Origin of the sequence: Brevibacillus choshinensis, assembly GCF_001420695.1 — a bacterium.
Lineage (GTDB): Bacteria > Bacillota > Bacilli > Brevibacillales > Brevibacillaceae > Brevibacillus > Brevibacillus choshinensis.
On record NZ_LJJB01000010.1, the window covers coordinates 1,792,159 to 1,814,779 of the forward strand.

The 22,621-nt window shown below is 47.3% G+C and carries 24 protein-coding genes; 3 read left to right on the forward strand and 21 right to left on the reverse strand.

Annotation, left to right across the window (positions count from 1 at the left end):
* Window positions 1-57: 57 nt before the first annotated feature.
* The 9 genes from AN963_RS18455 to ychF all read right to left on the reverse strand — a co-directional run bounded on the left by AN963_RS18455 (window position 58) and on the right by ychF (window position 8,677).
* Window positions 58-1,344 carry an adenylosuccinate synthase gene (locus tag AN963_RS18455; RefSeq protein ID WP_055745982.1) on the reverse strand — a complete coding sequence of 429 codons (1,287 nt, stop codon included), beginning with the start codon at window positions 1,342-1,344 and terminating at the stop codon, window positions 58-60.
* A gap of 238 nt (window positions 1,345-1,582) precedes the next feature.
* A complete protein-coding gene (dnaB, locus tag AN963_RS18460) occupies window positions 1,583-2,932 on the reverse strand; it encodes a replicative DNA helicase (RefSeq protein ID WP_055745983.1) in 1,350 nt (449 codons plus the stop codon).
* Between the two features lie 24 nt (window positions 2,933-2,956).
* Window positions 2,957-3,400 carry a 50S ribosomal protein L9 gene (rplI, locus tag AN963_RS18465; protein ID WP_055745984.1) on the reverse strand — a complete coding sequence of 148 codons (444 nt, stop codon included), beginning with the start codon at window positions 3,398-3,400 and terminating at the stop codon, window positions 2,957-2,959.
* 26 nt (window positions 3,401-3,426) lie between these two features.
* Entirely contained in the window at window positions 3,427-5,364 is a 1,938-nt protein-coding gene (locus AN963_RS18470) for a DHH family phosphoesterase (protein WP_055745985.1), read from the reverse strand.
* Between the two features lie 4 nt (window positions 5,365-5,368).
* Complete coding sequence (locus AN963_RS18475) at window positions 5,369-6,277, reverse strand: DUF2232 domain-containing protein (RefSeq protein WP_055745986.1); 909 nt, start codon at window positions 6,275-6,277, stop codon at window positions 5,369-5,371.
* 85 nt (window positions 6,278-6,362) lie between these two features.
* Complete coding sequence (gene rpsR, locus AN963_RS18480) at window positions 6,363-6,593, reverse strand: 30S ribosomal protein S18 (protein ID WP_016739387.1); 231 nt, start codon at window positions 6,591-6,593, stop codon at window positions 6,363-6,365.
* 44 nt (window positions 6,594-6,637) lie between these two features.
* Entirely contained in the window at window positions 6,638-7,117 is a 480-nt protein-coding gene (locus AN963_RS18485) for a single-stranded DNA-binding protein (RefSeq protein WP_055745987.1), read from the reverse strand.
* Window positions 7,118-7,146: 29 nt separating this feature from the next.
* Window positions 7,147-7,434 (reverse strand): 30S ribosomal protein S6, encoded by a 288-nt coding sequence (gene rpsF / locus AN963_RS18490; protein WP_055745988.1) that lies wholly within the window; start codon window positions 7,432-7,434, stop codon window positions 7,147-7,149.
* Window positions 7,435-7,576: 142 nt separating this feature from the next.
* The gene (gene ychF, locus AN963_RS18495; RefSeq protein WP_055745989.1) at window positions 7,577-8,677 is read right to left on the reverse strand and encodes a redox-regulated ATPase YchF; all 1,101 of its coding nucleotides are present in this window, start codon (window positions 8,675-8,677) and stop codon (window positions 7,577-7,579) included.
* 188 nt (window positions 8,678-8,865) lie between these two features.
* Here ychF and AN963_RS18500 point away from each other — a divergent pair, with 188 nt between their 5' ends.
* Window positions 8,866-9,489 carry an NAD(P)-dependent oxidoreductase gene (locus AN963_RS18500; RefSeq protein WP_055745990.1) on the forward strand — a complete coding sequence of 208 codons (624 nt, stop codon included), beginning with the start codon at window positions 8,866-8,868 and terminating at the stop codon, window positions 9,487-9,489.
* A gap of 73 nt (window positions 9,490-9,562) precedes the next feature.
* Here the strand turns inward: AN963_RS18500 and pepF are convergent, their stop codons facing one another.
* Window positions 9,563-11,476, reverse strand: a complete 1,914-nt coding sequence (pepF, locus tag AN963_RS18505; protein WP_055745991.1) for an oligoendopeptidase F — start codon at window positions 11,474-11,476, stop codon at window positions 9,563-9,565.
* Between the two features lie 360 nt (window positions 11,477-11,836).
* Here pepF and AN963_RS30405 point away from each other — a divergent pair, with 360 nt between their 5' ends.
* Window positions 11,837-11,923 carry a YjcZ family sporulation protein gene (locus AN963_RS30405; protein WP_083496976.1) on the forward strand — a complete coding sequence of 29 codons (87 nt, stop codon included), beginning with the start codon at window positions 11,837-11,839 and terminating at the stop codon, window positions 11,921-11,923.
* Window positions 11,924-12,131: 208 nt separating this feature from the next.
* On the opposite strand, the gene AN963_RS18515 is transcribed toward AN963_RS30405, so the two are convergent.
* The 4 genes from AN963_RS18515 to AN963_RS18530 form a co-directional block, all read right to left on the reverse strand.
* Complete coding sequence (locus AN963_RS18515) at window positions 12,132-12,911, reverse strand: Ig-like domain-containing protein (RefSeq protein ID WP_055745992.1); 780 nt, start codon at window positions 12,909-12,911, stop codon at window positions 12,132-12,134.
* Window positions 12,912-13,022: 111 nt separating this feature from the next.
* Window positions 13,023-13,232, reverse strand: a complete 210-nt coding sequence (locus AN963_RS18520; protein ID WP_055745993.1) for a DUF951 domain-containing protein — start codon at window positions 13,230-13,232, stop codon at window positions 13,023-13,025.
* Window positions 13,233-13,253: 21 nt separating this feature from the next.
* A complete protein-coding gene (locus AN963_RS18525) occupies window positions 13,254-14,141 on the reverse strand; it encodes a mechanosensitive ion channel family protein (RefSeq protein WP_055745994.1) in 888 nt (295 codons plus the stop codon).
* Window positions 14,138-14,419: a DUF3343 domain-containing protein gene (locus tag AN963_RS18530; RefSeq protein WP_055745995.1), complete on the reverse strand. Its 282-nt coding sequence runs from the start codon at window positions 14,417-14,419 to the stop codon at window positions 14,138-14,140. The genes AN963_RS18525 and AN963_RS18530 overlap by 4 nt, the downstream gene beginning before the upstream one ends.
* Window positions 14,420-14,639: 220 nt before the next feature.
* On the opposite strand from AN963_RS18530, the gene yyaC reads away from it, so the two are divergent.
* Window positions 14,640-15,236 (forward strand): spore protease YyaC, encoded by a 597-nt coding sequence (yyaC, locus tag AN963_RS18535; RefSeq protein WP_055745996.1) that lies wholly within the window; start codon window positions 14,640-14,642, stop codon window positions 15,234-15,236.
* Window positions 15,237-15,325: 89 nt separating this feature from the next.
* On the opposite strand, the gene AN963_RS18540 is transcribed toward yyaC, so the two are convergent.
* The 7 genes from AN963_RS18540 to AN963_RS18570 all read right to left on the reverse strand — a co-directional run bounded on the left by AN963_RS18540 (window position 15,326) and on the right by AN963_RS18570 (window position 22,550).
* Window positions 15,326-16,225 carry a diacylglycerol/lipid kinase family protein gene (locus tag AN963_RS18540; RefSeq protein WP_055745997.1) on the reverse strand — a complete coding sequence of 300 codons (900 nt, stop codon included), beginning with the start codon at window positions 16,223-16,225 and terminating at the stop codon, window positions 15,326-15,328.
* 272 nt (window positions 16,226-16,497) lie between these two features.
* Window positions 16,498-17,214 carry a DUF554 domain-containing protein gene (locus tag AN963_RS18545; RefSeq protein WP_055745998.1) on the reverse strand — a complete coding sequence of 239 codons (717 nt, stop codon included), beginning with the start codon at window positions 17,212-17,214 and terminating at the stop codon, window positions 16,498-16,500.
* A 24-nt stretch (window positions 17,215-17,238) separates the two neighbouring features.
* Window positions 17,239-18,393, reverse strand: coding sequence for an aminotransferase class V-fold PLP-dependent enzyme (locus AN963_RS18550; protein ID WP_055745999.1), 1,155 nt, complete (start codon window positions 18,391-18,393; stop codon window positions 17,239-17,241).
* A gap of 15 nt (window positions 18,394-18,408) precedes the next feature.
* On the reverse strand, window positions 18,409-19,254 hold the full coding sequence (locus AN963_RS18555; protein ID WP_055746000.1) for a ParB/RepB/Spo0J family partition protein: 846 nt from the start codon (window positions 19,252-19,254) through the stop codon (window positions 18,409-18,411).
* A complete protein-coding gene (locus AN963_RS18560) occupies window positions 19,251-20,009 on the reverse strand; it encodes a ParA family protein (RefSeq protein ID WP_049740466.1) in 759 nt (252 codons plus the stop codon). Before AN963_RS18560 ends, AN963_RS18555 begins: the two co-directional genes overlap by 4 nt.
* Before the next feature lie 545 nt (window positions 20,010-20,554).
* On the reverse strand, window positions 20,555-21,409 hold the full coding sequence (noc, locus tag AN963_RS18565) for a nucleoid occlusion protein (protein WP_055746001.1): 855 nt from the start codon (window positions 21,407-21,409) through the stop codon (window positions 20,555-20,557).
* A 580-nt stretch (window positions 21,410-21,989) separates the two neighbouring features.
* Entirely contained in the window at window positions 21,990-22,550 is a 561-nt protein-coding gene (locus tag AN963_RS18570; RefSeq protein WP_055746002.1) for an MgtC/SapB family protein, read from the reverse strand.
* Between the last annotated feature and the right edge of the window lie 71 nt (window positions 22,551-22,621).

Here is a 22,621-nt window from a genome sequence, read left to right on the forward strand (position 1 = left end):
CAATGAAAAAAGCTGTCGAAGAATCGACAGCTTTCACTATGACAATGGTACTACTGCTTATCCGTAAATGCCGCGAACGACTACAGTCTGCTCACGATCTGGTCCTACAGAGAAGATCGACATTGGGATGCCTGTCAATTGCGTGATGCGCTCAATATAGTGACGTGCGTTTTCAGGCAAGTCGTTCAGGTTGCGAACACCTGTAATATCTTCTGTCCAGCCTGGCATCTCCTCGTATACCGGTTCGCATTTTGCGAGCAGGTTGAGGTTCGCAGGGAACGATTCAATAATTTCACCATTGTATTTGTACGCGGTGCAAATACGCAGGGTGTCAATTCCAGACAATGTGTCCAGCTTGGTGATCGCCAAGCCAGTGATACCGCTCACACGACGAGCGTGACGCACGACTACGCTGTCAAACCAGCCTACACGGCGTGCACGGCCAGTTGTCGTACCATACTCGGCACCAACTTCACGGATCTGATCGCCAATCGCATCAGAAAGCTCAGTCAGGAACGGACCGTCCCCTACGCGAGTGGTGTACGCTTTCGCAACACCAATGACTTGATTGATTTTGGTCGGACCTACACCAGAACCGATGGTAACCCCACCAGCAATCGGGTTGGAAGAAGTAACGTAAGGATAAGTACCTTGGTCAATGTCCAGCAGTACGCCTTGAGCGCCTTCAAACAGGACACGGTTACCGCGATCGATTGCGTCATTCAGTACTACGGATGTGTCCGTTACATATGGGCGAATGATTTCTGCAACAGCCAGGTATTCGTCCAATACTTCTTGTAGCTCAAATCCAGTCGTGTTGTACACTTTTTCCAGCAACATGTTTTTCTCAGCCAGGTTGCGTTCGAGCTTGCGTTTGAATTCTTCTGCATCCAACAGATCGGCGATACGGATACCGATACGAGCTGCTTTGTCCATGTAAGCAGGACCGATACCTTTACGGGTCGTACCGATCTTGTTTGCTCCGCGGCTATCTTCTTCTACGCCATCCAGCTTGATGTGGTATGGCAGAATCACGTGCGCGCGATCACTGATTTTCAAGTTGTTTGTGGTGAAACCAAAGCTGTGAATGTACTCCAGCTCTTTAATCAACGCTCTCGGATCGACTACCATGCCGTTTCCGATAACGCAGGTCTTATCTGTATAAAAAATTCCAGATGGAATCAAATGAAGCTTATATTTGTTACCATCAAAAATAATGGTATGGCCTGCGTTGTTACCACCTTGGTAACGAGCCACTACCTCTGCGCTTTCTGCCAGATAGTCTGTAATTTTACCTTTACCTTCATCGCCCCACTGGGTTCCGACGACAACGACTGTTGACATCGAAAAACACCTCCTGATATCATCATGTCCTTTTGGGCCTGAAACAATCTAAGTGTACTAAACCATTTCCTGTATGTCAACGAAAATACGAACATTAGAATAGTGGAAAGATTATATGTTCGGTAATTAACATACGCTTGAATGTCCCCTGTTGTCCCTTTCCTTTTTACATTTGGGGCCCTTTTTTCCCCATAGAAAAAAGCCGGAAGCATTTCCGACTTTTCTTCTTCTGACTCTATTATCCTGCCTGATTTCGAAAGCGATTATCCAAGCTGACGAACTTGTTGTATTCCTTCAAAAACGCGAGTTCTACCGTTCCTGTAGGGCCATTACGCTGTTTGGCGATAATAACCTCAATGACGTTTTTGTTCTCGGTCTCTTTATCGTAGTAGTCATCCCGATAGAGGAAGGCTACGATGTCCGCGTCCTGCTCGATCGAACCGGATTCACGAATATCTGACATCATCGGGCGCTTGTCCTGCCGTTGCTCTACGCCACGGCTCAACTGCGACAGGGCGATTACCGGTACATTCAATTCCCGGGCGATCCCTTTTAAGGTACGGGAGATTTCCGAAACTTCCTGCTGACGGTTATCCCCTTTTCCTCGACCGTGAATCAGTTGCAAGTAATCGATCAAAATCAATCCTAAGCCTTTTTCCGCTTGAAGCCTGCGACATTTGGCCCGGATATCCATGACTGTTACCCCAGGCGAGTCATCAATGTAGATCGGCGCTTTCGCCAATGTCCCGATCGCCATCGTGAGCTTTTGCCAGTCGTCTTCCTCCAGAGCCCCTGAACGCATCCGAGAGGCATCCAGATTCCCTTCGGCACAGATCATACGCTGAACGAGCTGAGTGGCACCCATCTCGAGAGAAAAAATAGCGACGGTTTCTCCGGCTCGTGCCGCTACATTCTGTGCCAGATTCAGAGCAAACGCCGTTTTCCCTACCGAAGGACGGGCAGCGAGGATAATCAAGTCGCTTCGCTGCAAGCCAGCCGTCATCTTGTCCAGATCGGTATATCCCGTAGAAATCCCCGTGATATCTCCTTTACGCTGACTCAAAAACTCGATGCGTTCATAGGTCTCCATCAGCGCATCACGGATAGGAGTGAATCCCCCGCTGTTGCGATTCTGTCCGATCTCCATGATGTACTTTTCCGCATCGGCGATGATGGCAGTGACCTCATCCTCGCGTGAATAACCGTCATTGGCAATCTTGGTTGCTGTATGAATTAATCGCCGTAGCAGCGATTTTTCTTCCACAATCTTCGCATAGTATTCGATGTTCGCTGCGGTCGGAACAGAGCTCGCGATCTCCGTCAGGTAGGTAACGCCGCCGATCTCGTCCAACAGCTTGTGGTCCTGCAATTCAGCCGTCACTGTAACCAAGTCGACAGGCTCTCCTTTTTCGTACAGGTCCACCATCGTTTGAAAGATGCGCTGATGCGCTGTCTTATAGAAATCCTCCGGTCGAAGAAGTTCTATGGCCGTGATAAGAGCATCCTTGGACAAGAACACGGCACCCAGCACCGACTGTTCTGCTTCCTTGTTCTGCGGCGGCACACGATCCAAAAACAGGTCGCTCACGTCACACCCTCCACATGTCAGTCATTATTCTTCCACCACGTGAACTTTGAGCGTTGTGGTTACTTCGTTGTGCAATTTTACTTTGATTTGTGTGACACCGAGTGCGCGGATCGCATCCATCTCGAGCTTGCGCTTGTCCACTTTGACTTTGAACTGTTCTTCCAAAGCCTGTGCGACTTGCTTGCTGGAAATGGCTCCAAACAGACGACCACCTTCGCCTGCTTTTCCTTTCACTTTCACAGTCAGCTCGCTCAGTTTTTCTCCCAGCTCTTGTGCTTCCTGTTTTTCCTGCTCTTTGCGTTTCTCTTCGCTTTTCTTTTGAGCATCCAGCGTTTTGACGTTGCTATCTGTAGCTTCCTTTGCCAATCCACGCGGCAGCAGGAAGTTGCGTACATAACCTTCAGAGAGATCTTTTACTTCGCCTTTTTTTCCTTGGCCTTTTACATCTTGAAGAAAAATGACTTTCATCATCGTTTCCCCCTTCTTCTATTGGCCTATATGACCGAATCAATCGCTTCTTTCAAGCGTTTCACTGCTTCTTTCATGGTAATACCCTCGATTTGTGTCGCTGCCCCAGTCAAGTGTCCGCCGCCACCCAAAAGCTCCATAACGGATTGGACGTTAATATCGCCCAGAGAGCGTCCACTAATCAAGATCGCACCGTCTGCCCGCTGTGCTGCTACAAACGATGCCTGGATACCAGACAGGGTCAGGAGCTGCTCTGCTGCCTGCGCTACCTGGACTTGCGTATAATCCTCTGTCGGATCACCCGTGGCGATCGCCATATTGTCTCGGTACGTTTCGGTGTTCATGATGATTCGAGCCCGTTTGACGTACTGGTTCACATCTTCCTTCAGCAAACGTTGGACCGCTGCTGTATCAGCACCATTGCGACGCAAGAATGATGCCGCCTCAAAGGTACGCGAACCTGTGCGGAACGCAAAGCTCTTGGTATCGACGACAATCCCGGCAAGAAGTGCTGTCGCAATCAGGCTGTCGATATTCAATCGCTCGCTTTGGTACTGCAACAGCTCTGTGACCAGCTCGGATGTAGAAGAAGCATAAGGCTCCAAATACAACAGGACTGGTTCAATAAATTCTTCTGAGCGACGATGGTGGTCAATCACTACCACCCGACTCGTTTCACCCAGAAGCTTGGGCTCAATGACCAGCGAAGGACGATGTGTATCTACGACAACGAGCAGTGTCCGACCTGTAACCAAACGGATCGCTTGTTCAGGCGTAACAAATGTCTCAGCCAATTCTTCGTTGGCGTAAATTTCCCGCATCAGTCGTTCTACCGAATTGTTCCCTTCGTCCATGACGATGTAAGCCGCTTTTTTGTGCACCTGGACTGCCTTAAGTACCCCGAGTGAAGCTCCGATGGAGTCCATATCCGGCTGCTTGTGTCCCATGACGATGACGTGTTCTGCCTCATGAATGAGGTCACGCAAGGCATGTGCAATGACACGGGCACGTACACGAGTACGCTTCTCTACGGCATTTGATTTGCCACCGTAGAATGTGAGCTTGTTCCCAACCTTTACCGCACTCTGGTCGCCACCGCGTCCGAGTGCAATGTCCAAGCTGGACTGCGCCATTTGACCTAATTCGATGTAGGTACTGGCAGCGGCTCCAACCCCGATACTGAGTGTAATCGGAATCTTGTTGTCGGCTGTCATCTCCCGTACCACATCCAAAATGTCAAAACGCGTTTCTTCTAATTTATCAAGTGCTTCCCGTTCCATCAGCGCCAAAAATTTGTCAGCCGTGATTCGGCGAAGATATATGCCATGTTTGGTAGCCCACTCAGTGATCACACCCGCGACACTCGTTGAAAGCAGTGTCCGACTCTGGTCATCCATCACTTGCCCGATCTCGTCCAAATTGTCGAGATGGATGATGGCGAGCGCAGCCTTTTCACGATGGTAACGAGCCGTCAGTTCTTTGAAATCCGTGATATCTGTAAAGTACAACAGACGCTCTTCGGATCGAACCAGCACCTCATACACCCGTTCATTGTAGGTAAATTCCAGCCGTTTTTGCTCCAGCTTTCCATTCAGCCCAGGAAAAACTTCCTGCAGGTTTTTACCGATCAGCAACTCATCCCCGGACATATGTGTCATGAACGGGTTTACCCACTCAATTGCCTTTTCCTCGTTGTATAAAAGGATTCCGATCGGCAGCTCCTGAATAACACCTTCGCCAGCCTTCTTCACACGGTGTGTGACAGTAGCCAGATAAAGGCGTAAATCGCGTTGGAACCCCTTCTCAGCCTGGAGGGCATAAAGAACCAGGCCAATCAAGCAGATCATGCCGATCGCCCCGTACATCCAATGGTGCAGGGTCAAAATCCCCAACAACAGCAAGCTAAAGCTGAGTGCCAGGACCATATGCATCCCGTACCAACGCTTTAACAGGAATTTGGGCATTTCCTCAGCCCCTCTTCACTCTTGTTTCCAGTTTTTCACGTAACCGAATTCCCAAATCAAAGATACCTACTAGACTCAGTATAGTGGTTAGAAAGGGAAAAATAAATAGACAGACAATAAGCACTGGAGTCAATCTCTTCCAGCCATACAAATAGGCAGCGAACAGACAAAAACTTAGACCTTGCAAAGTAAATACGGCATCGAGCATCACTTTTACGTTGAAAATTGCGCTTTCCCAGAACGTCCCTTGAATGCTTGACCCAAAAACCAGCATGCCGATCATTGCAATAAAGTAATAGTAGAGCAACGATCTCGGGAAGGTCCACTCCCGAATCGGCTTCAGTGCCGGGACAGGTCTGCGCAATCGTTTACCGATCAATCGAGCCAGCCAGTGAACAATCGCACTGGAACCAAAGCTGAACATGACCAGACTCACCGGAAGAAGCATCTTGCCTAATTGGATGTACTGATCGTACTGCTCCTTTGGCATAAACGACGGCCTCAAAACAGCAGCCTGCTGCAAAATTGAATCAAAGCTCGTTTTCATTCCGAAAATCATAAAGGCTAGCATGAACACAAAACCAAAGAAGACTGCGACTGCTCCTGCTGTAATCCCAGAGAGTGCTGTCCCCCTTTTGGTGTAGAAGATCCCCATCAACGCTCCCCAGACAGCAAACTCCAGAGCTACAAAAGCGGTGACCGGTCCCGTCATAATCCACCCTAAAAAGGTAAACGCAAGTGAGATCCAAACCATGTTTGGCACGGTTCTACTCATTCCCAAGATTAAAAAAGGCAGTGGGACCAAAATACTGACTAACGCACCTAGCACCGTGTATGTACTGAGAAACAATAGCACCAGCGCGATACCCAGCATTAAGGCATTTTCGGCCAATTGCTTGGTTTTCGAAGGCATGTCAGCACCTCATTTGAGAATACAAGAAGATATGGAAAAAAGAGGGCCACGCAATTGTGTCCCCCTTTTTATAGCTTGTGGTAAATTATTCAGCCGTATAAGGCAGAAGTGCCACTTGACGAGAGCGCTTGATTGCGATCGTCAGTGCACGTTGGTACTTAGCGGAAGTACCAGTTACACGACGAGGCAAGATTTTACCGCGCTCGCTGATGAACTTTTTGAGCAAATCAACATCTTTATAATCGATGTGTTTGATTTTGTTCACTTTAAAAAAGCATACTTTACGACGCTTATTAGGACGTCCTTTGCGTGCCATTATAGTTCCTCCTTCTTAAGGAAATGTGAAAGTTATACGATTCTTTAGAACGGCAAGTCATCATCTGAAATGTTGATAGGCTTGCCAGCACTCGCGAAGGGATCCCCAAACGGATCAAAGTCGTTTCTCTGACCGCCGCCGGATGGCTTGTTGCCACCGCCGAAGCCTGGACCCGGATCATATCCTGCATTTTCTCCGCCCTCATTGCCTCGACCGCCCAAAAATTGAACGTTCTCCGCAACAACCTCTGTTACGTATACTCGTTTTCCTTCTTTATTGTCGTAGGAGCGCGTTTGAAGGCGTCCCTCGATGGCGGCTTGTCTACCCTTGCGCAAATAACTTGCACACAGGTCGGCCAGCTTTTGCCAAGCGACAATATTAATGAAATCGGCTTCTCTCTCGCCTGCTTGATTGGTGCGAGGACGATTGATCGCCACAGTAAACGTAGCAACGGCAACGCCATTTGGCGTATAACGAAGTTCAGGATCTTTTGTCAGGTTGCCGATGAGAATGACTTTATTCATCTTGGTTCCCCCTCTGACCGCGACAGTGATTACTTCTCATCACGAACGAACATGAAGCGAATTACGTCGTCGTTAATTTTCATCAGACGCTCTGCTTCCGCAACAGCATCGGAATTCGCTTTGAAGTTCATCAAAACGTAGTAACCTTCACGGAACTTGTTAATTTCATAAGCAAGACGACGCTTGCCCATTTCTTGAAGTTTGGAAATTTCGCCGCCGTAGTTGGTTACGATCTCGCTGTAACGGGCTACATTGGATTTCACTTTCTCTTCTTCAAGGTCTGGACGCAATACATACATAACTTCGTATTGACGCATACCTTTTCACCTCCTTATGGACTTTAGCGGCCCTTATAGGGCAAGGAGCGAGTGCTAAAACGAAACGCATAAAACATGCACTCCACAAATACTCGCATTATCGTATTATAGCAAAGCAAATCTCGCGCTGCAAGGCCCGGTTCTAGACGTTGAAACGGAAATGCATAACATCTCCATCCGCTACCACGTACTCTTTCCCTTCAAGACGGTACTTGCCGCGCTCACGTGCTGCAGCAACGGAACCAGCATCTACCAGATCATTGTAGGCGATGACTTCCGCACGGATAAAGCCGCGTTCGAAATCGGTATGGATGACGCCCGCTGCTCCGGGAGCTTTGGTACCACGACGAATCGTCCAAGCGCGAACTTCTTGCACGCCTGCTGTAAAGTAAGTAACCAGTCCCAAAAGCTCGTACGCAGCGCGAATCAAGCGATCCAGTCCGGATTCAGAAAGACCCAGCTCCTCAAGGAACATGTCTTTATCTTCGCCTTCCAGCTCCGCAATTTCCGCTTCTACCTTGGCACTGATTACGACGACTTGTGCACCCTCGCTAGCCGCGTGTTCCCGTACCGTTTGCACATGCGGGTTGGTGTCAGCATCCAAAATGCCGTCTTCCGCCACGTTGCACACGTACAGCATCGGCTTAATAGTCAACAGGTGCAAATCGCGAACCCATTTGCGCTCCTCGTCATCCAGCTCTACACTGCGTGCTGAATTTCCTTCTTCAAAAGCAGCCTTCAATTTCTCCAGCACATCCAGCTCTTGCTTGGCTTCTTTGTCTCCGGCTTTCACTTTACGAACGATACGGTCAATCCGACGGTCTACGGAGTCGAGGTCAGCAAAGATCAGCTCCAGGTTAATCGTCTCAATATCGCTCAGCGGATCGACACGTCCAGATACGTGCGTAATGTTCTCATCTTCAAAACAACGAACAACGTGAGCGATCGCATCAACTTCACGAATATGGCCCAAAAACTGGTTCCCCAGGCCCTCACCCTTACTCGCACCTTTAACCAGACCAGCAATGTCCACAAATTCAAAAGCGGTTGGGACCACTTTGTTTGGAACAACGATCTCTGTCAATTTAGCCAAACGTGGATCTGGAACCTCCACGATACCTACATTGGGATCAATCGTACAGAACGGGTAGTTAGCCGATTCTGCACCTGCTTGGGTAATGGCGTTAAACAAGGTCGACTTCCCTACGTTGGGAAGACCTACAATCCCGCAAGATGCACCCATCTATATACACTCCTTATCATCGTCCTGACATCCTTTTAAGTATATAGATTTGGATATAAGAATACAATTGCATCCTTGTGGGAACTTCCTTGCTGTATCCTACACCAAACTGGTGGGACAAAAAAAGAAATGCTAGACTGGATGGCAGGAATAGATGAGCTTTCGGTCTATAGAAATGAGGTGTTTTCTTGAATTTGCTCCTACTCGGTGCCTCCGGACGCGTGGGCAGTCACATTCTTACACGCGCACTCCAGGATGGGCATCATGTCACCGCGTTGGCCCGTTCCCCGGAGAAACTAGCCCATCACCAAGCGGACAACCTTCGTATCATCTCAGGCAATGTTTTGGAAGTTTCCGACGTCGTACGCACGGTGAGTGGCGCAGATACCGTCATCTGCACGCTCGGTACCGACGGCTCCACTACTTTGTCAGAGGGCTTCCCTCACATCATCTTTGCCATGAAGCAAGCAGGCATCAAACGTATCATTACTATTGGAACAGCCGGTATCCTGCAAAGCAGAACGTCCCCTGAATTGCTCCGTTACCAATCCAGCGAGTCCAAACGCAAGCTGACCCGCGCCGCGGAAGAGCATCACAAGGCATTTGCCCTGCTGGAACAATCCTCTCTCGATTGGACAATCGTCTGCCCGACCTATTTGCCAGATGGCGAGCTGATCGGTTCCTACCGTGTGGAAGCTGATTTTTTGCCGGAAAATGGCTCTGAAATCTCTGTCCCGGACACGGCGGCATTCACGTACAGCCTGATTGACAGTGGCGACTATGTACGTTCGCGAGTTGGCATCGCCTATTGAATAGTAGGCATCTCTCGCAATACAAAGGCTCCCTCTCAAGTGAAAGGGAGCCTTTTTCTCGTTTCGCCAAGCTTTACTTCTCGTTGACCAGCTTCTCCAGCTCTGTCAGCGTTTCTTCAAAAATTTGCATCGCTTGCTCGATTGGCTTGGAAGTAGACATATCCACTCCTGCTGCTTTCAACACCTCGATAGCTGGTGCGGAATTGCCTGCCTCGAGGAAGTTGGTGCGGATGCGGTCGACCGCCGGCTTCCCTTCATCCATGATTTGCTTCGCCAATGCCTGGGACGCAGCAAAGCTCGTCGAGTATTGGTACACATAGTATTTATAGTTGTAGAAATGGGAAACACGTGCCCACTCCATCGCGATTTCATCATCTGAAACCATATCTTTGCCGTAATATTTCTTGTTGATATCGAGGTAAATCTTTTTGATAGCTTCGGCGTTCAACGACTCTCCTGCCTGCTCCTTGTCGTGGATCGCTTTCTCAAACTCGGCGAACTGAGTCTGACGGAACAGTGTCGAACGGAAATTCTCCAGGTAATGATTGAGCAGATACATTTTCTCGGCTTTCGTCTTCGCCTGCGCATACATGCTCTTGAACAGCAATGTCTCGTTCATCGTAGACGCCACTTCTGCCGTGAAGGTTGGGTAATTGGACGAAACGTATGGCTGCGTCTTATTGGTGTAATACGACTGCATGGCATGGCCCATCTCATGTGCGATCGTGAAAACATCGTCCAACGTTCCTTGATGGTTCAACAACACGTATGGATGAGTGTCGTACGCTCCCCATTGGTAAGCACCTGTACGTTTGTCATCGGTAGAATACACATCTACCCAGCCGCCTTCCAAACCGTCGGCCAAGACTTTCACATAGTCGTCGCCCATCGCCTGCAATCCGTTTACTACCATCTTTTTGCCTTCTTCAAACGAAATGTACTTATCGTCGGATGGCACGATCGGTACGTAAATATCGTACATGTGTAACTCATTCACTCCGAGCATTTTCTTCTTCAAGGAAATGTAACGGTGCAACAGTGGCAGATTGTCATTTACCGTATCAATCAGCTCATCGTACACCTTTGTAGGAATGTTGTTTGGATTCAGGCTCGACTCCAAAGCAGTCTTATAATGACGAGCATCTGCGTAAAAGTTATCTCCTTTTACTTTTGCCGCCAATGTCTGGGCAAAGCTGTCCTGAAAATCGATCAACGAGCTGTAATACGCTTTAAACGCATCCTTTCGCACACGTTGATCTTTGCTTTCTAAATAAGAAACGAAGTTAGCGCGGTTGAGTTGTACTTCTTTCCCGCTCTCATCCTTGATTTTCGGGAATTTTACGTCTTTGGACAGCATGCTGTATATACTCGTTGGCGAGTTGCTGAGTGGCGCTGATTTTGCCAGCAGCTCCTCCATTTCTTTTGAGAGCGAATGCGGTTTGGTACGCAGCATGTCCTCGATGAACAGCTTGTACGGTGCCAGATCCTTGTCAGCCAGCAATTGCTTCATTTTATTATCGGGAATCGCTACGATTTCAGGTTGTACCCATGCTGTTTTTTCGGAGACTAGTGTGTACATTTTCTCAGCACGGTCAGCCAGCTTTTGCAGATCGGAATTGGCGGAGTTCACATCGAGTGACATATTCGCATACACGTAAGCCTTGTCATTGAGGCGCATCATACTCATGTAGTCTTCAAACGCCTTCAATATAGAAGCAGAGGAACTGCCAAGCTTGCCTTGATACTTGGTAAAAGCCTTGGCCATCTCTTCTACTTTGGCGACATCTTTTTCCCAATCCTTGACGGTCGGATAAATATGATCGAGCTTCCATTTGTACTGATCAGGAATTTCCGCACGTGTCTGATAAACAGGCGCCTTTTCCGCAGCAACCGCAATGGCTGGAGAACTGTACGGAATGAAGGGCACTGCTACGGTGGTCAAAGTAATGGCCAAAGCCGTGATGGATGCAAACGCACGCTTCTTCAAATCTCAATCGCCCCTTTTCTACGTCTATATAGCTTTCCCAAATACTAGTTACTGTAATTATCTTTTTTTACCTGTAATTCCTTCTTAATTAGTCAAAAATTTTTAAATATTTATTAACAACTGTCAATTTATCCAGAGAAAATTCATTTTTGTGGATAAATCTGTGGATAACCCCTAACGCACAGGTGGTTTCCCCCTTTACCCTCACTCCACATCTGTCCCAACACGTAAAGTTGTCCACATTTTCTGTGGATAGATTGTGTATAACTTATTTTCCTAACACCCGAGACATTCGCCCATACCTCTTTTCCGCTTTTGACATAGCATGAGTATTGAAACTAGGGTAGGAGGTGTTAGCAAGTGGGTATCTTCAATGGCTTTGACGACTTCGCGCTGATCTTGGTTCTCTTCATCCTTCTCGTGATCATTGCTTGTGAGTGCAACTAATATTCCCGCTGCGATCCAACCTATCTGAAGGTAATCCTTGCTCATATGCGCATCATTACCTTCACACAAAGGTCCGTCATATTTGGCGATCGTTGTCGACTCGCCATGAACTGTCATAACGTATGTACTATCCTCCGGGGGCCAAATCACGATAGTACAAATGAAAAAGGGATGCTGCTAGTAAAGAGCATCCCTTTTTATTATGCATTTATTTGGCTCCCGTGGTAAAACTGGATCGCTGAGCAGGATTGACATTGCCCGCGGCGTCACGCAACAAGCCAGGTACTAGTTCAATCTGATAATTCTTGTACGGCTGCCACTTCCCTCTTGGTTTGACAGTCAGCATCCTCTTGCTCTTGTTCCAGGTAATCGTATGTGCGACATTGGCACCCGTATCATCAGTCAGACGCACGAGCGCCCCTGACGTCTTACTCGCAAGAATACTGCCATCGACCAAAAAGACATCCTCTGCGAACTGCATGGTCACCTTTTCCTGCAGCTTGACCTGCTTTGCCCCATGTCCAGGTAAAATAGTAGCTCGTGGTGCGATTGTATCCACTGCTTTTTTTGTGGAAAACGTGATGCTCGCTTCCGGATTTACTTGTCCACGTTCGTTTTTGATTTTTTTCGCAGGGATCATTACGTGAAAAGATTGCCCTGCCTCCAGGTTACCCACAGGGTCGATCGTGACCGTTCGCTGTGACTTGCTCCAATTTACTGCAAAAGGTATTCTCTTCTTTTTGCTATCTGTCAGCTGAACGATAGACAACCACGATTGATTCGTCAGCTCTTTGTTGTTCATCAGACGAATGGGCTGTGCAAACGTAATCGTAATCAGTGATTCAACAGAGACGTCCGCGGATTTGTCAGTTGGCGCCATCTTCATCCCCCAGGATGATCCATCCGCTCCCATCGCCGGTTGAGCTGCCAGTAACAAAAACATCACCATACCCAGTACCTGTAGCCATTTGCCTGTCCCTTTTTTCATCGTATCCCCCCGTTTAGAACGGCAGGGAGCTATCCACACACGACTGCTCCCTCTCACCGTTTACGGGCATTGTAAAAAAAGACAACGCGGTCATACAAACAAATTTCTATCTCAAGACTGAGTCTCGTCTTCTGCATGACTCAAGATCTTTTTTAGCTTTCGTTCAAACTCTAGTCGTGGAATCATCACACTGTGTTCACAACCCGTGCATTTTATGCGTACATCCATCCCCATTCGGATGACTTTCCACGCATTCGTCCCGCACGGATGCGGTTTTTTCATTTGAACGACATCCCCCAGTTCAAATTGCTTCCGTTCCATTTTTGTCTTGCTCCTTTCTCTCTACGCTTGCCCCAAGCCTTGACCTTTGCCTTGCATCGCGACAATTTTCGGATACGGAATCTGAATGCCGCGTTTTGTGAATTCTGTCCGGATCATAGCCCGCAGGTTACGGTTTACTCCGTGGTGTGTATTTGGTTTACATTCTGCTGTCACCCTCATAATCACTTCCGATGGGCCAAGAGCGTGCACGCCGAGAATTTGAGGCTCTGCCACAATGTCTGTTAGCTCGGTTTGAGCGAGCTGCAGCACTTCCTTCAAGACTTGCTCCACTTGGTTCAAGTCTTCTTCATACGCTACAGATACATCCACGACAGACAATGTATTTTGCAACGAGAAATTTGTTACCTGGGTGATCGTTCCATTAGGGAAAATATGCACTTCCCCTGTCCAGCTGCGAACGCGCGTGATTCGAAGACCGATTTCCTGTACAGTTCCTGTCATATTATTAATGGTCACGACATCCCCGACCGCAAACTGATCCTCAAAGATAATGAAAAATCCGGTAATAATATCACGCACCAGACTCTGAGCGCCAAAACCAACTGCCAATCCCAATACCCCTGCACTCACCAGAACAGGCTTTAAATCAATCCCCAGCAACTGCAGAATCATGAGAATCGCTAAAAAGTACAAGGTGTACCTTACGACGTTGTTAACGAGTACCCTCATAGTATCGACGCGTCGCTGATCCATCTGGATTTTGCTGCCTTTTCGATGCTGAAATACCCGATTAACCGCTGCCTGAACGACAGATACGACAATTCGTGAAATCACGATAATCGCTACAATTTTCAACACAATCGTCCCGAGGTTCATCCACATGTCGGCATTCGTTATATAATCGTAAATTTGATTATAAAGTGACGTAAACAATTTTCCATCTCTCATTCTTCCTGCTCCCTTCTGTTTCCTTTCTCGTCGATTTCCTGATAGCGATCAGAAAACTGCCGAAAATAGCCTCGAATGATCACTTGTTGTTCATCCATTATCGTCTTCGCCTGTGAGTAATCTGGCAGTGGAAACTCTATGGAGAGGGCACAGCCTGCCGTTATCTCTTTTGGGGTCGGTCTTGTGTCAATCTCTATATCCGCATACTCCAGCAGCATCTCTGCTCGCAAAGCTTGCTGTGTGGAATCAAATGCGATCAGTACCGTCTCTCCTCCCACTTTTCTCCCTCCCTACGTCCTGACGACCAATCTTTTTTTTGCAGTCAGTATCAGGCAAGCTTCTCCTATTGTACCTGTTCGCCCTTGCTCTTGCCAGTTTCGCTGATTTTTCAAAACCTACGTAACCTTCCCATTAGCTGGTATAAAAATGCCTTTTCGGTACTATACTGTGAATACTCTTCAAATCTAATCATTGACGATCGCAAGAGTGGGGGTAGCCATGAATACATTTGAGAATCGCAAGGATAATTTTTTACCACCTTTTAAAGTGGAATATCGCAGTGAAAACGCAGATGAACACCTGGCTCTACACCTTGCTCAACGCTTTCGCTTGAAGCCTTTTGAAGAAGAAATTATCTTGGTTTGCATTGGGACAGACCGTTCTACTGGTGATGCGCTCGGACCTCTCGTAGGGAGCAAACTGCAAACGCACTCATCCCGATTGCTACAAGTGTACGGGACTTTAGATGATCCTGTCCACGCGATGAATCTCACGGATAAGCTGGAATTCATCCAAACCAAGCATCCAAAGGCGACAGTTATTGCTGTTGATGCGTGTCTAGGCCAATTCAGCCACGTCGGAAATATCAATGTGATCAATGGACCGCTAAAACCAGGAGCAGGCGTCAAAAAAGAGCTTCCAGCCGTCGGTACTTTTCACATTACAGGAATCGTCAATGTCGGAGGCTTCATGGAGTATTTTGTGCTCCAGAATACCCGATTGGCTGTTGTCATGAATATGGCTGAAATCATTGCATCCGGATTATCGAAGGCTGTTTCGTTAGCCTCTGAGGAAAGCCGCTTGGGCAGTATTTAACATCATTTACCCTAGCACGTGCTTACCCTCGTTCAAATAGGTGACAAGACTTGTTTTCCTCCCCCTCTGGGTAAACAAGTCTCTTTTTTTTACCCACAAATACGCAAGCTTTTCGGCAAAATTTCTACGCAAATCGGTGTTTGTGCCACGATCTCACCATCTGCATGCACAAACAATGGCCTCTGTGTCTCCACCAAGATCTGTCTTCCTCGAAAGAAACGGATCTTGGGATGATTGACGTGCGCACCTGTAAATATTTGCGGGAATGCACGTAATAGCCCCAACCGTCCCACGTTACTCACCACGCAAATCTCCGCGAATCCATCATCTGACACGGCCCCTGGGCAAATCAACATACCGCCACCGTAATTGGGGATATTGGCAATCGTTATGAGCCAAGCGCGTTCGAATGGGATGACTTTCCCGTCCACCGTCAACGTCACCGGACATGGCCGATACGTACACAAAACCCGAATGACCGACCATATATACGCTACCTTCCCCAGCTTGAAGCGGTTCAACCACTTTTTGTAGCTCGCTTCGTTGGTCGTTTTCGCGACCTCCCCGTCAAATCCCGCTCCGACTGAATTCACAGCGAGACGACCATTGATTTTCAACAGATCAATCACTTTTTCTCTTTTATCCGACATGATTCGCTCTATTGCCTGAATAGGATCATTTGACAAACTATGCCCTCGCGAAAAATCGTTTCCGGACCCAGCAGCCACGTGTCCAAGTAAGCAACCTTTTCCCGTTTGATACATGCCATTTACTACTTCATGGACCGTTCCGTCCCCTCCGACAGCAATGATTTTATTTACTCCCTCTTTTTCGATCAGTTCAACAGCTAGGTTCTCTGCCTCCCCCTCTCTCGATGTCTTCCTCACGTGATAAACGGCTCCCTGCTGCCTTAGATTTTGTTCTAGATGGTCCCATATTTCTTTTCCTTTTCCATTGCCCGCCACCGGATTCACGATAAATCCTATCATCGCTTTTTTCTCTCCCAAAACGTCTATTAGTTGATCTGCGGCCCTTTTTAATTTTTTGATGATTCTCGACCATTCTCTCGCTTCTGTTCCAAGCTCCGTACTGCATGACGTTTTATTGCTTTTCTGTTGATCTTATGCGCTTATTCTACCATCCTTGATCATGATTTTGGCTCTGAATACAGTAGTCCCTTGTTATTTGATACCACTTTTTATGATTCGACAAAAAAAAAGACCCTTCTCATTTGAGAAAAGTCTCATTATTGCCTTTTTCCTTATAAAAACAGCTTAGAAAGCCATCCTACAATCGGCACGCCAAGTGCAGCAATGACCAAGGCTGGCAGCATATTTGCGACGTTGATCTTTCTGATCTCCAGAATGTTAATCCCGATCGCGATGATCATCAACCCGCCTACTGCTGTTAGTTCGACAAGCATCGCATCGAGCGTAGTCTGACTTACAACATTGTAGATCTGGGTCGATAATAAAGCAATTAACCCTTGATACACAAACACGGGAACAGCTGAAAATAGCACGCCAATTCCTAACGTCGAGCTAAAAATAATAGCTGAAAACCCGTCTATTAAAGCCTTCGTGTACAAAATATCATGGTTATCGCGAAGCCCACTATCCATTGCTCCTAAAACACCCATCGCTCCGATGCAATAGACCAATGTCGCAGTAACAAACCCCGTAGCAACGCTGCCTTGTTTATTCCCCCCGAGCTTCCTTTCCAACCACTGACCAAGACGATTCAATCCTTTTTCAATGCCAATCAATTCACCGATGATAGCTCCCAGCACGACGCTGACAATCATCAGCAAAAAGTTTTCCGTTCCAAGACTCATCTTGATTCCCAGCAGAATGACTGCTAATCCGATCCCTTGCATGACTGTCTGGCGAATCGAATCGGGGATTCGGCTCAGCAGTCGACCTAACAAGGCTCCAACGATAATAGCAGCCGCATTTACCAGGGTTCCCAACAAGATCACGTTTTGTCTCCCCCTACAGATACGTTACACGAAGGCAGATGCGATCTCCCGCACTGCTTGAATAAGCGCTTCTGCGTCTTTTTCTGTATTAAAAATGCCATAGCTTGCCCGAACAGCGCCTCGTTGTTCTGTTCCTGCCGTTTGATGACCTAGCGGAGTACAATGGTATCCCGATCTCGTAGCAATTCCGTATTGTTGGTCGAGGATAAAGGAAACTTCGGATGCGTCGACTCCATTAATATTAAACGAGACAACTCCGACCCTCTCCGTTTCTACACCCGGTCCATATACTTCTACCCCAGGGATTTCTCCTAGTGCAAGTATCGTTTTTTCGACCAGTTCCCACTCATGCTGGCGTATATGCTCTACACCTTTGTCCATCACATACGTCACACCCGCTAACAATCCAGCAAGTCCAACTGTATTCACAGTCCCACTCTCGTAACGATCCGGTCTGGTAGTAGGCTGATCGATCGCTTCAGACTGACTGCCTGTTCCACCGTGAATCAACGGTTCTAGATCAATGTCGTTATGTACGTACAGAGCTCCGGTTCCTTGAGGGCCGTACAACCCTTTGTGTCCTGGAAAGGCAAGCATATCGATGTGCATCTCTTCCACATGAATCGGCAATACCCCAGCGGACTGTGACGCGTCGACCAAAAAAGTAATCCCGTGCTGCTTGGCCAATGCCCCCAATTCAGCAATCGGCAGGATCACTCCTGTCAAATTGGACGCATGACTGACGACCATAAGGCGCGTATGGGGCTGGATCGCCTGTTTGAAATCCTCCAGATGAAACAGATGATCGCCTCTTGGTTCTACATACGTCACTTCGACATCACTGGTTTTACGCATATACTCCAAAGGGCGTCTCACAGAGTTATGTTCCACCGATGAGGAAATAACGTGATCACCTGGCTTTAAAAAGCCTTTAATAGCTTGATTCAGAGCCTGAGTCGCATTTAGATAAAAAAAGAGGTTATTCGGGTTTTGAATCCCAAACAACCGCGATAATTGCACTCGTGTACGAAACACGGTCTTGCTAGCTTTCATCGCCAAAGTGTGTCCGCCTCTGCCAGGGTTTGCAGCAAAATCCTCGATAACCTCTGCCATCATTTCCTTTACTGCCGGAGGCTTTGGCCAGGTAGAAGCTGCGTTATCCAAATAGATGATCGCCATGACTACCTCCTACGCTCACTTTTCCGCTTGTAATAGATCAATAATTCGTTGCAGATCTTCCTGCGAGTAGAAATCAATTTCGATCTTCCCTCGCTTGGTCCCCTTCTTGATCTTGACTGAGGTACCAAATCTGCTCCGCAAGCGTTCTTCTATTTCCACCAAAACAGGCTCATGTTTCGCTGGTTTTTTCTTTTTTGTTTCACGTGAAACATTCAATTGTTTCACTAGCTCTTCTAATTGACGAACACTCAATCCTTTTTCGACAACGTCTTTCGCCATCTGGAGCTGAACCTGCTCCTTATTTACCGTCAATAGTGCACGGGCATGTCCCATTGAAAGCACTGCTGTTGATACCATTTTGCGAATTTTTTCCGGTAATTGCAGCAGTCGCATCATGTTAGCGACGTGTGGTCTGCTTTTTCCAACCCGCTGTGCCAGCTGTTCTTGCGTGTACTCGTGATGAGCAATCAGCTTTTCGTATGCTTCCGCCTCTTCCAACGGATTTAGGTTTTCCCGTTGGAGGTTTTCTATCAATGCAATCTCCATCAGCTGCTGGTCTGTATAGGCTTTCACTACGACAGGCACCTGTTTCAATCCACACAGCTTGGCAGCACGAAGTCTTCTCTCACCCGCAACCAATTCATAACCCTTTATACTTTTCCGAACGATCAACGGCTGTATAATGCCATGCTCTTTGATCGATTGTGCCAATTCGTCAATAGCCGATTGTTCGAATTCTTTACGGGGCTGATATGGATTGGGACGAATCTCACTGACGGAAACCTCTTTGACCTGTTCCCCTTCCTCAATGAGATTGGACGTTATAAGTGCATTCAGCCCTTTTCCCAAACCTCTACTCATACCCCTACCACTTCCTTCGCCAAATCGGTATAGACTTCCGCCCCCCTGGAGCGTGGATCGTACGTAATGATGGCTTGTCCGTGTGAAGGAGCTTCACTTAAGCGGACATTTCGGGGAATAATCGTTTTGTACACTTTTTCTTGAAAGTACTTTTTCACTTCTTCTATGACTTGAATACCCAGATTGGTTCGAGCATCCAGCATCGTTAAGACGACACCTTCAATGGCAAGCTGTGAATTGAGGTGCTTTTGTACGAGACGAATCGTATTCAGAAGCTGGCTTAACCCTTCCAAAGCGTAATACTCACACTGAATGGGAATGAGTACCGAATCAGCCGCAGTCAAAGAATTCACTGTCAAAATGCCCAAAGATGGCGGGCAATCAATGATCACGTAGTCATATTTGTCTTTTACTACTTCCAGAGCTTTTTTCAAACGAACTTCACGAGAGATCGTTGGGACTAGCTCAATTTCCGCTCCTGCCAATTGAATGGTGGCCGGAATAATCATCAATCCTTCAATGTCCGTTGGCAAAGTGGCATCGACCGGGCTTATGTCGTTGATCAATACATCATAGATACAGTATCGCACATCGGCCTTGTTGACTCCGATCCCGCTGGTCGCGTTCCCCTGTGGGTCAATGTCCACCAGTAGCACCTTTTTCCCCAATGCGGCCAGACAAGCGCTTAGATTGACGGACGTAGTTGTTTTCCCGACGCCGCCTTTCTGGTTCGCAACCGCAATGATTTTACCCAACTTCTCCACCTCATTTTTTTCGTGTAGGAAAGTGTGAGATCGCCACAAAAATCTGGTGATTCGCTTACAAAACTTTCCGGAAACGCATAGCCGAGCCATCTAACATCACTCGGGCTTGTCCTCTGCTTGAGAGAACTTCAATAAAATTAGATACACGACAATTCCTTTTGGTATAACCATGTTACCAGATTTGGCACCTTGCCGTACGCTGTTTTTTTCATATTGGGTCAATTTGTCTGTATTTTTGTTCAAACAAATGTGGGAGTTCCTGTTTTTTGGTATGATTCACTTGCAATACGCGGTTTTTCGCTTCCAAACTTCCACTGAAATACCTCGAAAAAGAGCCGGCGAACGTGCAAAAGCACCTCGATCAGGGCTGTTCTTTCCTTTTACTCAAAAGGGAACCTTTTTGATCTGTTTTTCTCCACTACTTACCCTAGCAGTCTTTGAAAGAAAACAGAATTTGACCAAAAAGAACGGCGGCCCGATCGCCACCGTTCTCTTCCCTCTTCGGGAACTTGAACCGATACATATTCGATTAGAATTTACTTGTTTGTATCCTTATTTTTTGGAATTCGGATCGTAAATTGGTAAAACTCGTCATGGTCTTCTTCATTTGTTTCAACAGGCAGTCCTGTCTGCATGACCATATCGATGGATTGGCGAACCGTATTAATCGCAATCCTTGCATCCCGAGAAAAAGCCTTCCATCTCGGCTTCGGTTCCTTTTCCTGTTTTGGATTCTCTTCTGCCTCCAGAAGCTGCTTTACTCTTACTTCTGTCTGCTTCACGTTCCATTCCCGCTCGAGAATCTCTTGCAGGACTTTTACCTGCAGTTCCTTTTGTTTCAATGGAATCAACGCACGAGCATGACGCTCGGTCACCAGTCGGGCCAGCAGCGCATCCTGGATTTCCTGAGGCAGATGAAGCAATCGCAGCTTGTTAGCAATCGTGGACTGTCCTTTGCCAAGGCGCTGTGCCAGACTCTCCTGCGTCAAATTGTGCAGATCAATCAGCTTTTGATAAGCCACAGCCTCTTCAATTGCCGTCAATCCTTCTCGTTGCAAGTTCTCAATCAACGCGATCGAGGCGGTCTGCGCATCGTTAAACTCTTTAACAATCGCAGGTATCCGCTCCATGCCCAATTTTTTCGTTGCACGCAAACGACGTTCTCCTGCAATCAATTCATAATGACCGTCTCTAACGCGAACTACGATCGGCTGAATCAATCCATGAGTCCGAATGGTTTGACACAACTCTTCAATTTTCTCGTCATCAAACACCGTGCGAGGTTGGTATGGATTTGGCACGATCTCCTCTACCGGTATTTGTCTGATTTCTTCGTTGTCTGTTTTGTCGGTCAACCCGAATATGCGAGAAAATGAATCCTTCACTGCCATAGAAAATCCCCCACTTCTACCCGTTCCATCCTTGCTATTTCAAACACTATTAAATTTTTCGGAAAACTTGGGCGTATTCTTGATCGTTTTCATACACATACCAAACCTCTTGCCAATTGCTGCGGATAACAGAACAGGCACCCATAAACACAACTGTGACAACATGAGCTGCTTATCCTTTTCATTAGGTGCGGTCGTTTCAGCTTACCTGGGACGTGCCCTCTCGTTTTCCACTCAAAAGACACGAAATATCGCTAGCTTCTCCGAAAGAAAGATGAATAGCGCTAGATTCGTGCTTTGAAAAAATAATGGGGCCTATACTGCTTCCTTCCTTTTCCAAGCGTGGAAAAAGCGTTCGTATGACCTTGTAACTTGTTGAGAGAAGCTTACTCACCCTTAGCTGAACGAAAAGGTGCTTGTGTCCTATAGAAAAAGACGCTCCAAGCCCTTTCTCAGCGATAGTAAAAATCCTTTTGGCCTACACACGTTCTGCTCGTACTTTTATTTACGATTCTTTTCTAATTGTAATTCTGCAAGATTCGCCCAATTCCTGCTAATAAAAAACGTTTCACGTGAAACATCAGTCGTGGTCGTCATCGTAGCAGACGGGCCTACCGCGTCCTTTCTGCGAATCTTCTTCCTCTAAACGCTCATCAGATAAATGTGAAATTTTGGTGGCACGAAACAATCTCGGAAATAAGCGATGGAAGTCTAGCGTCAAATAGGCAAAAAAAGCCGCAATAATAGCTGTTACATACATCCCTGCACTAAACATCAGACCAATTGCCGAAGCGACCCACATCCCGGCCGCAGTCGTTAATCCTTTTACCGAGCCGTTAAACTTGATAATCGCCCCTGCTCCCAAAAAACCCATCCCTGTTACAACTTGAGCCGCGACACGTCCTGGATCATTGTTTACACCACTGGAAGAGAACCCGTATATGGAGGCAAGTCCAAACAAACAGGATCCAAAACAAACGAGGCTGTACGTACGAAACCCAGCCCCTCTACCGCGGTAGACATCTTTAATAAAACGCTCCCTCTCCCAACCCATGATGGCACCTGCCAGAAACGCCAGAAACAATCGCAATAAGATCGTAGGGAGCTCTGGTGGAAAAAAGATGGCTAGCGCAGTCTGCATGTATGTTTCATCCTCTCACAAGGCGTCAATCTTAAGAAAAAGTTACTTGTATGTATATGCCGTGAGGAGGA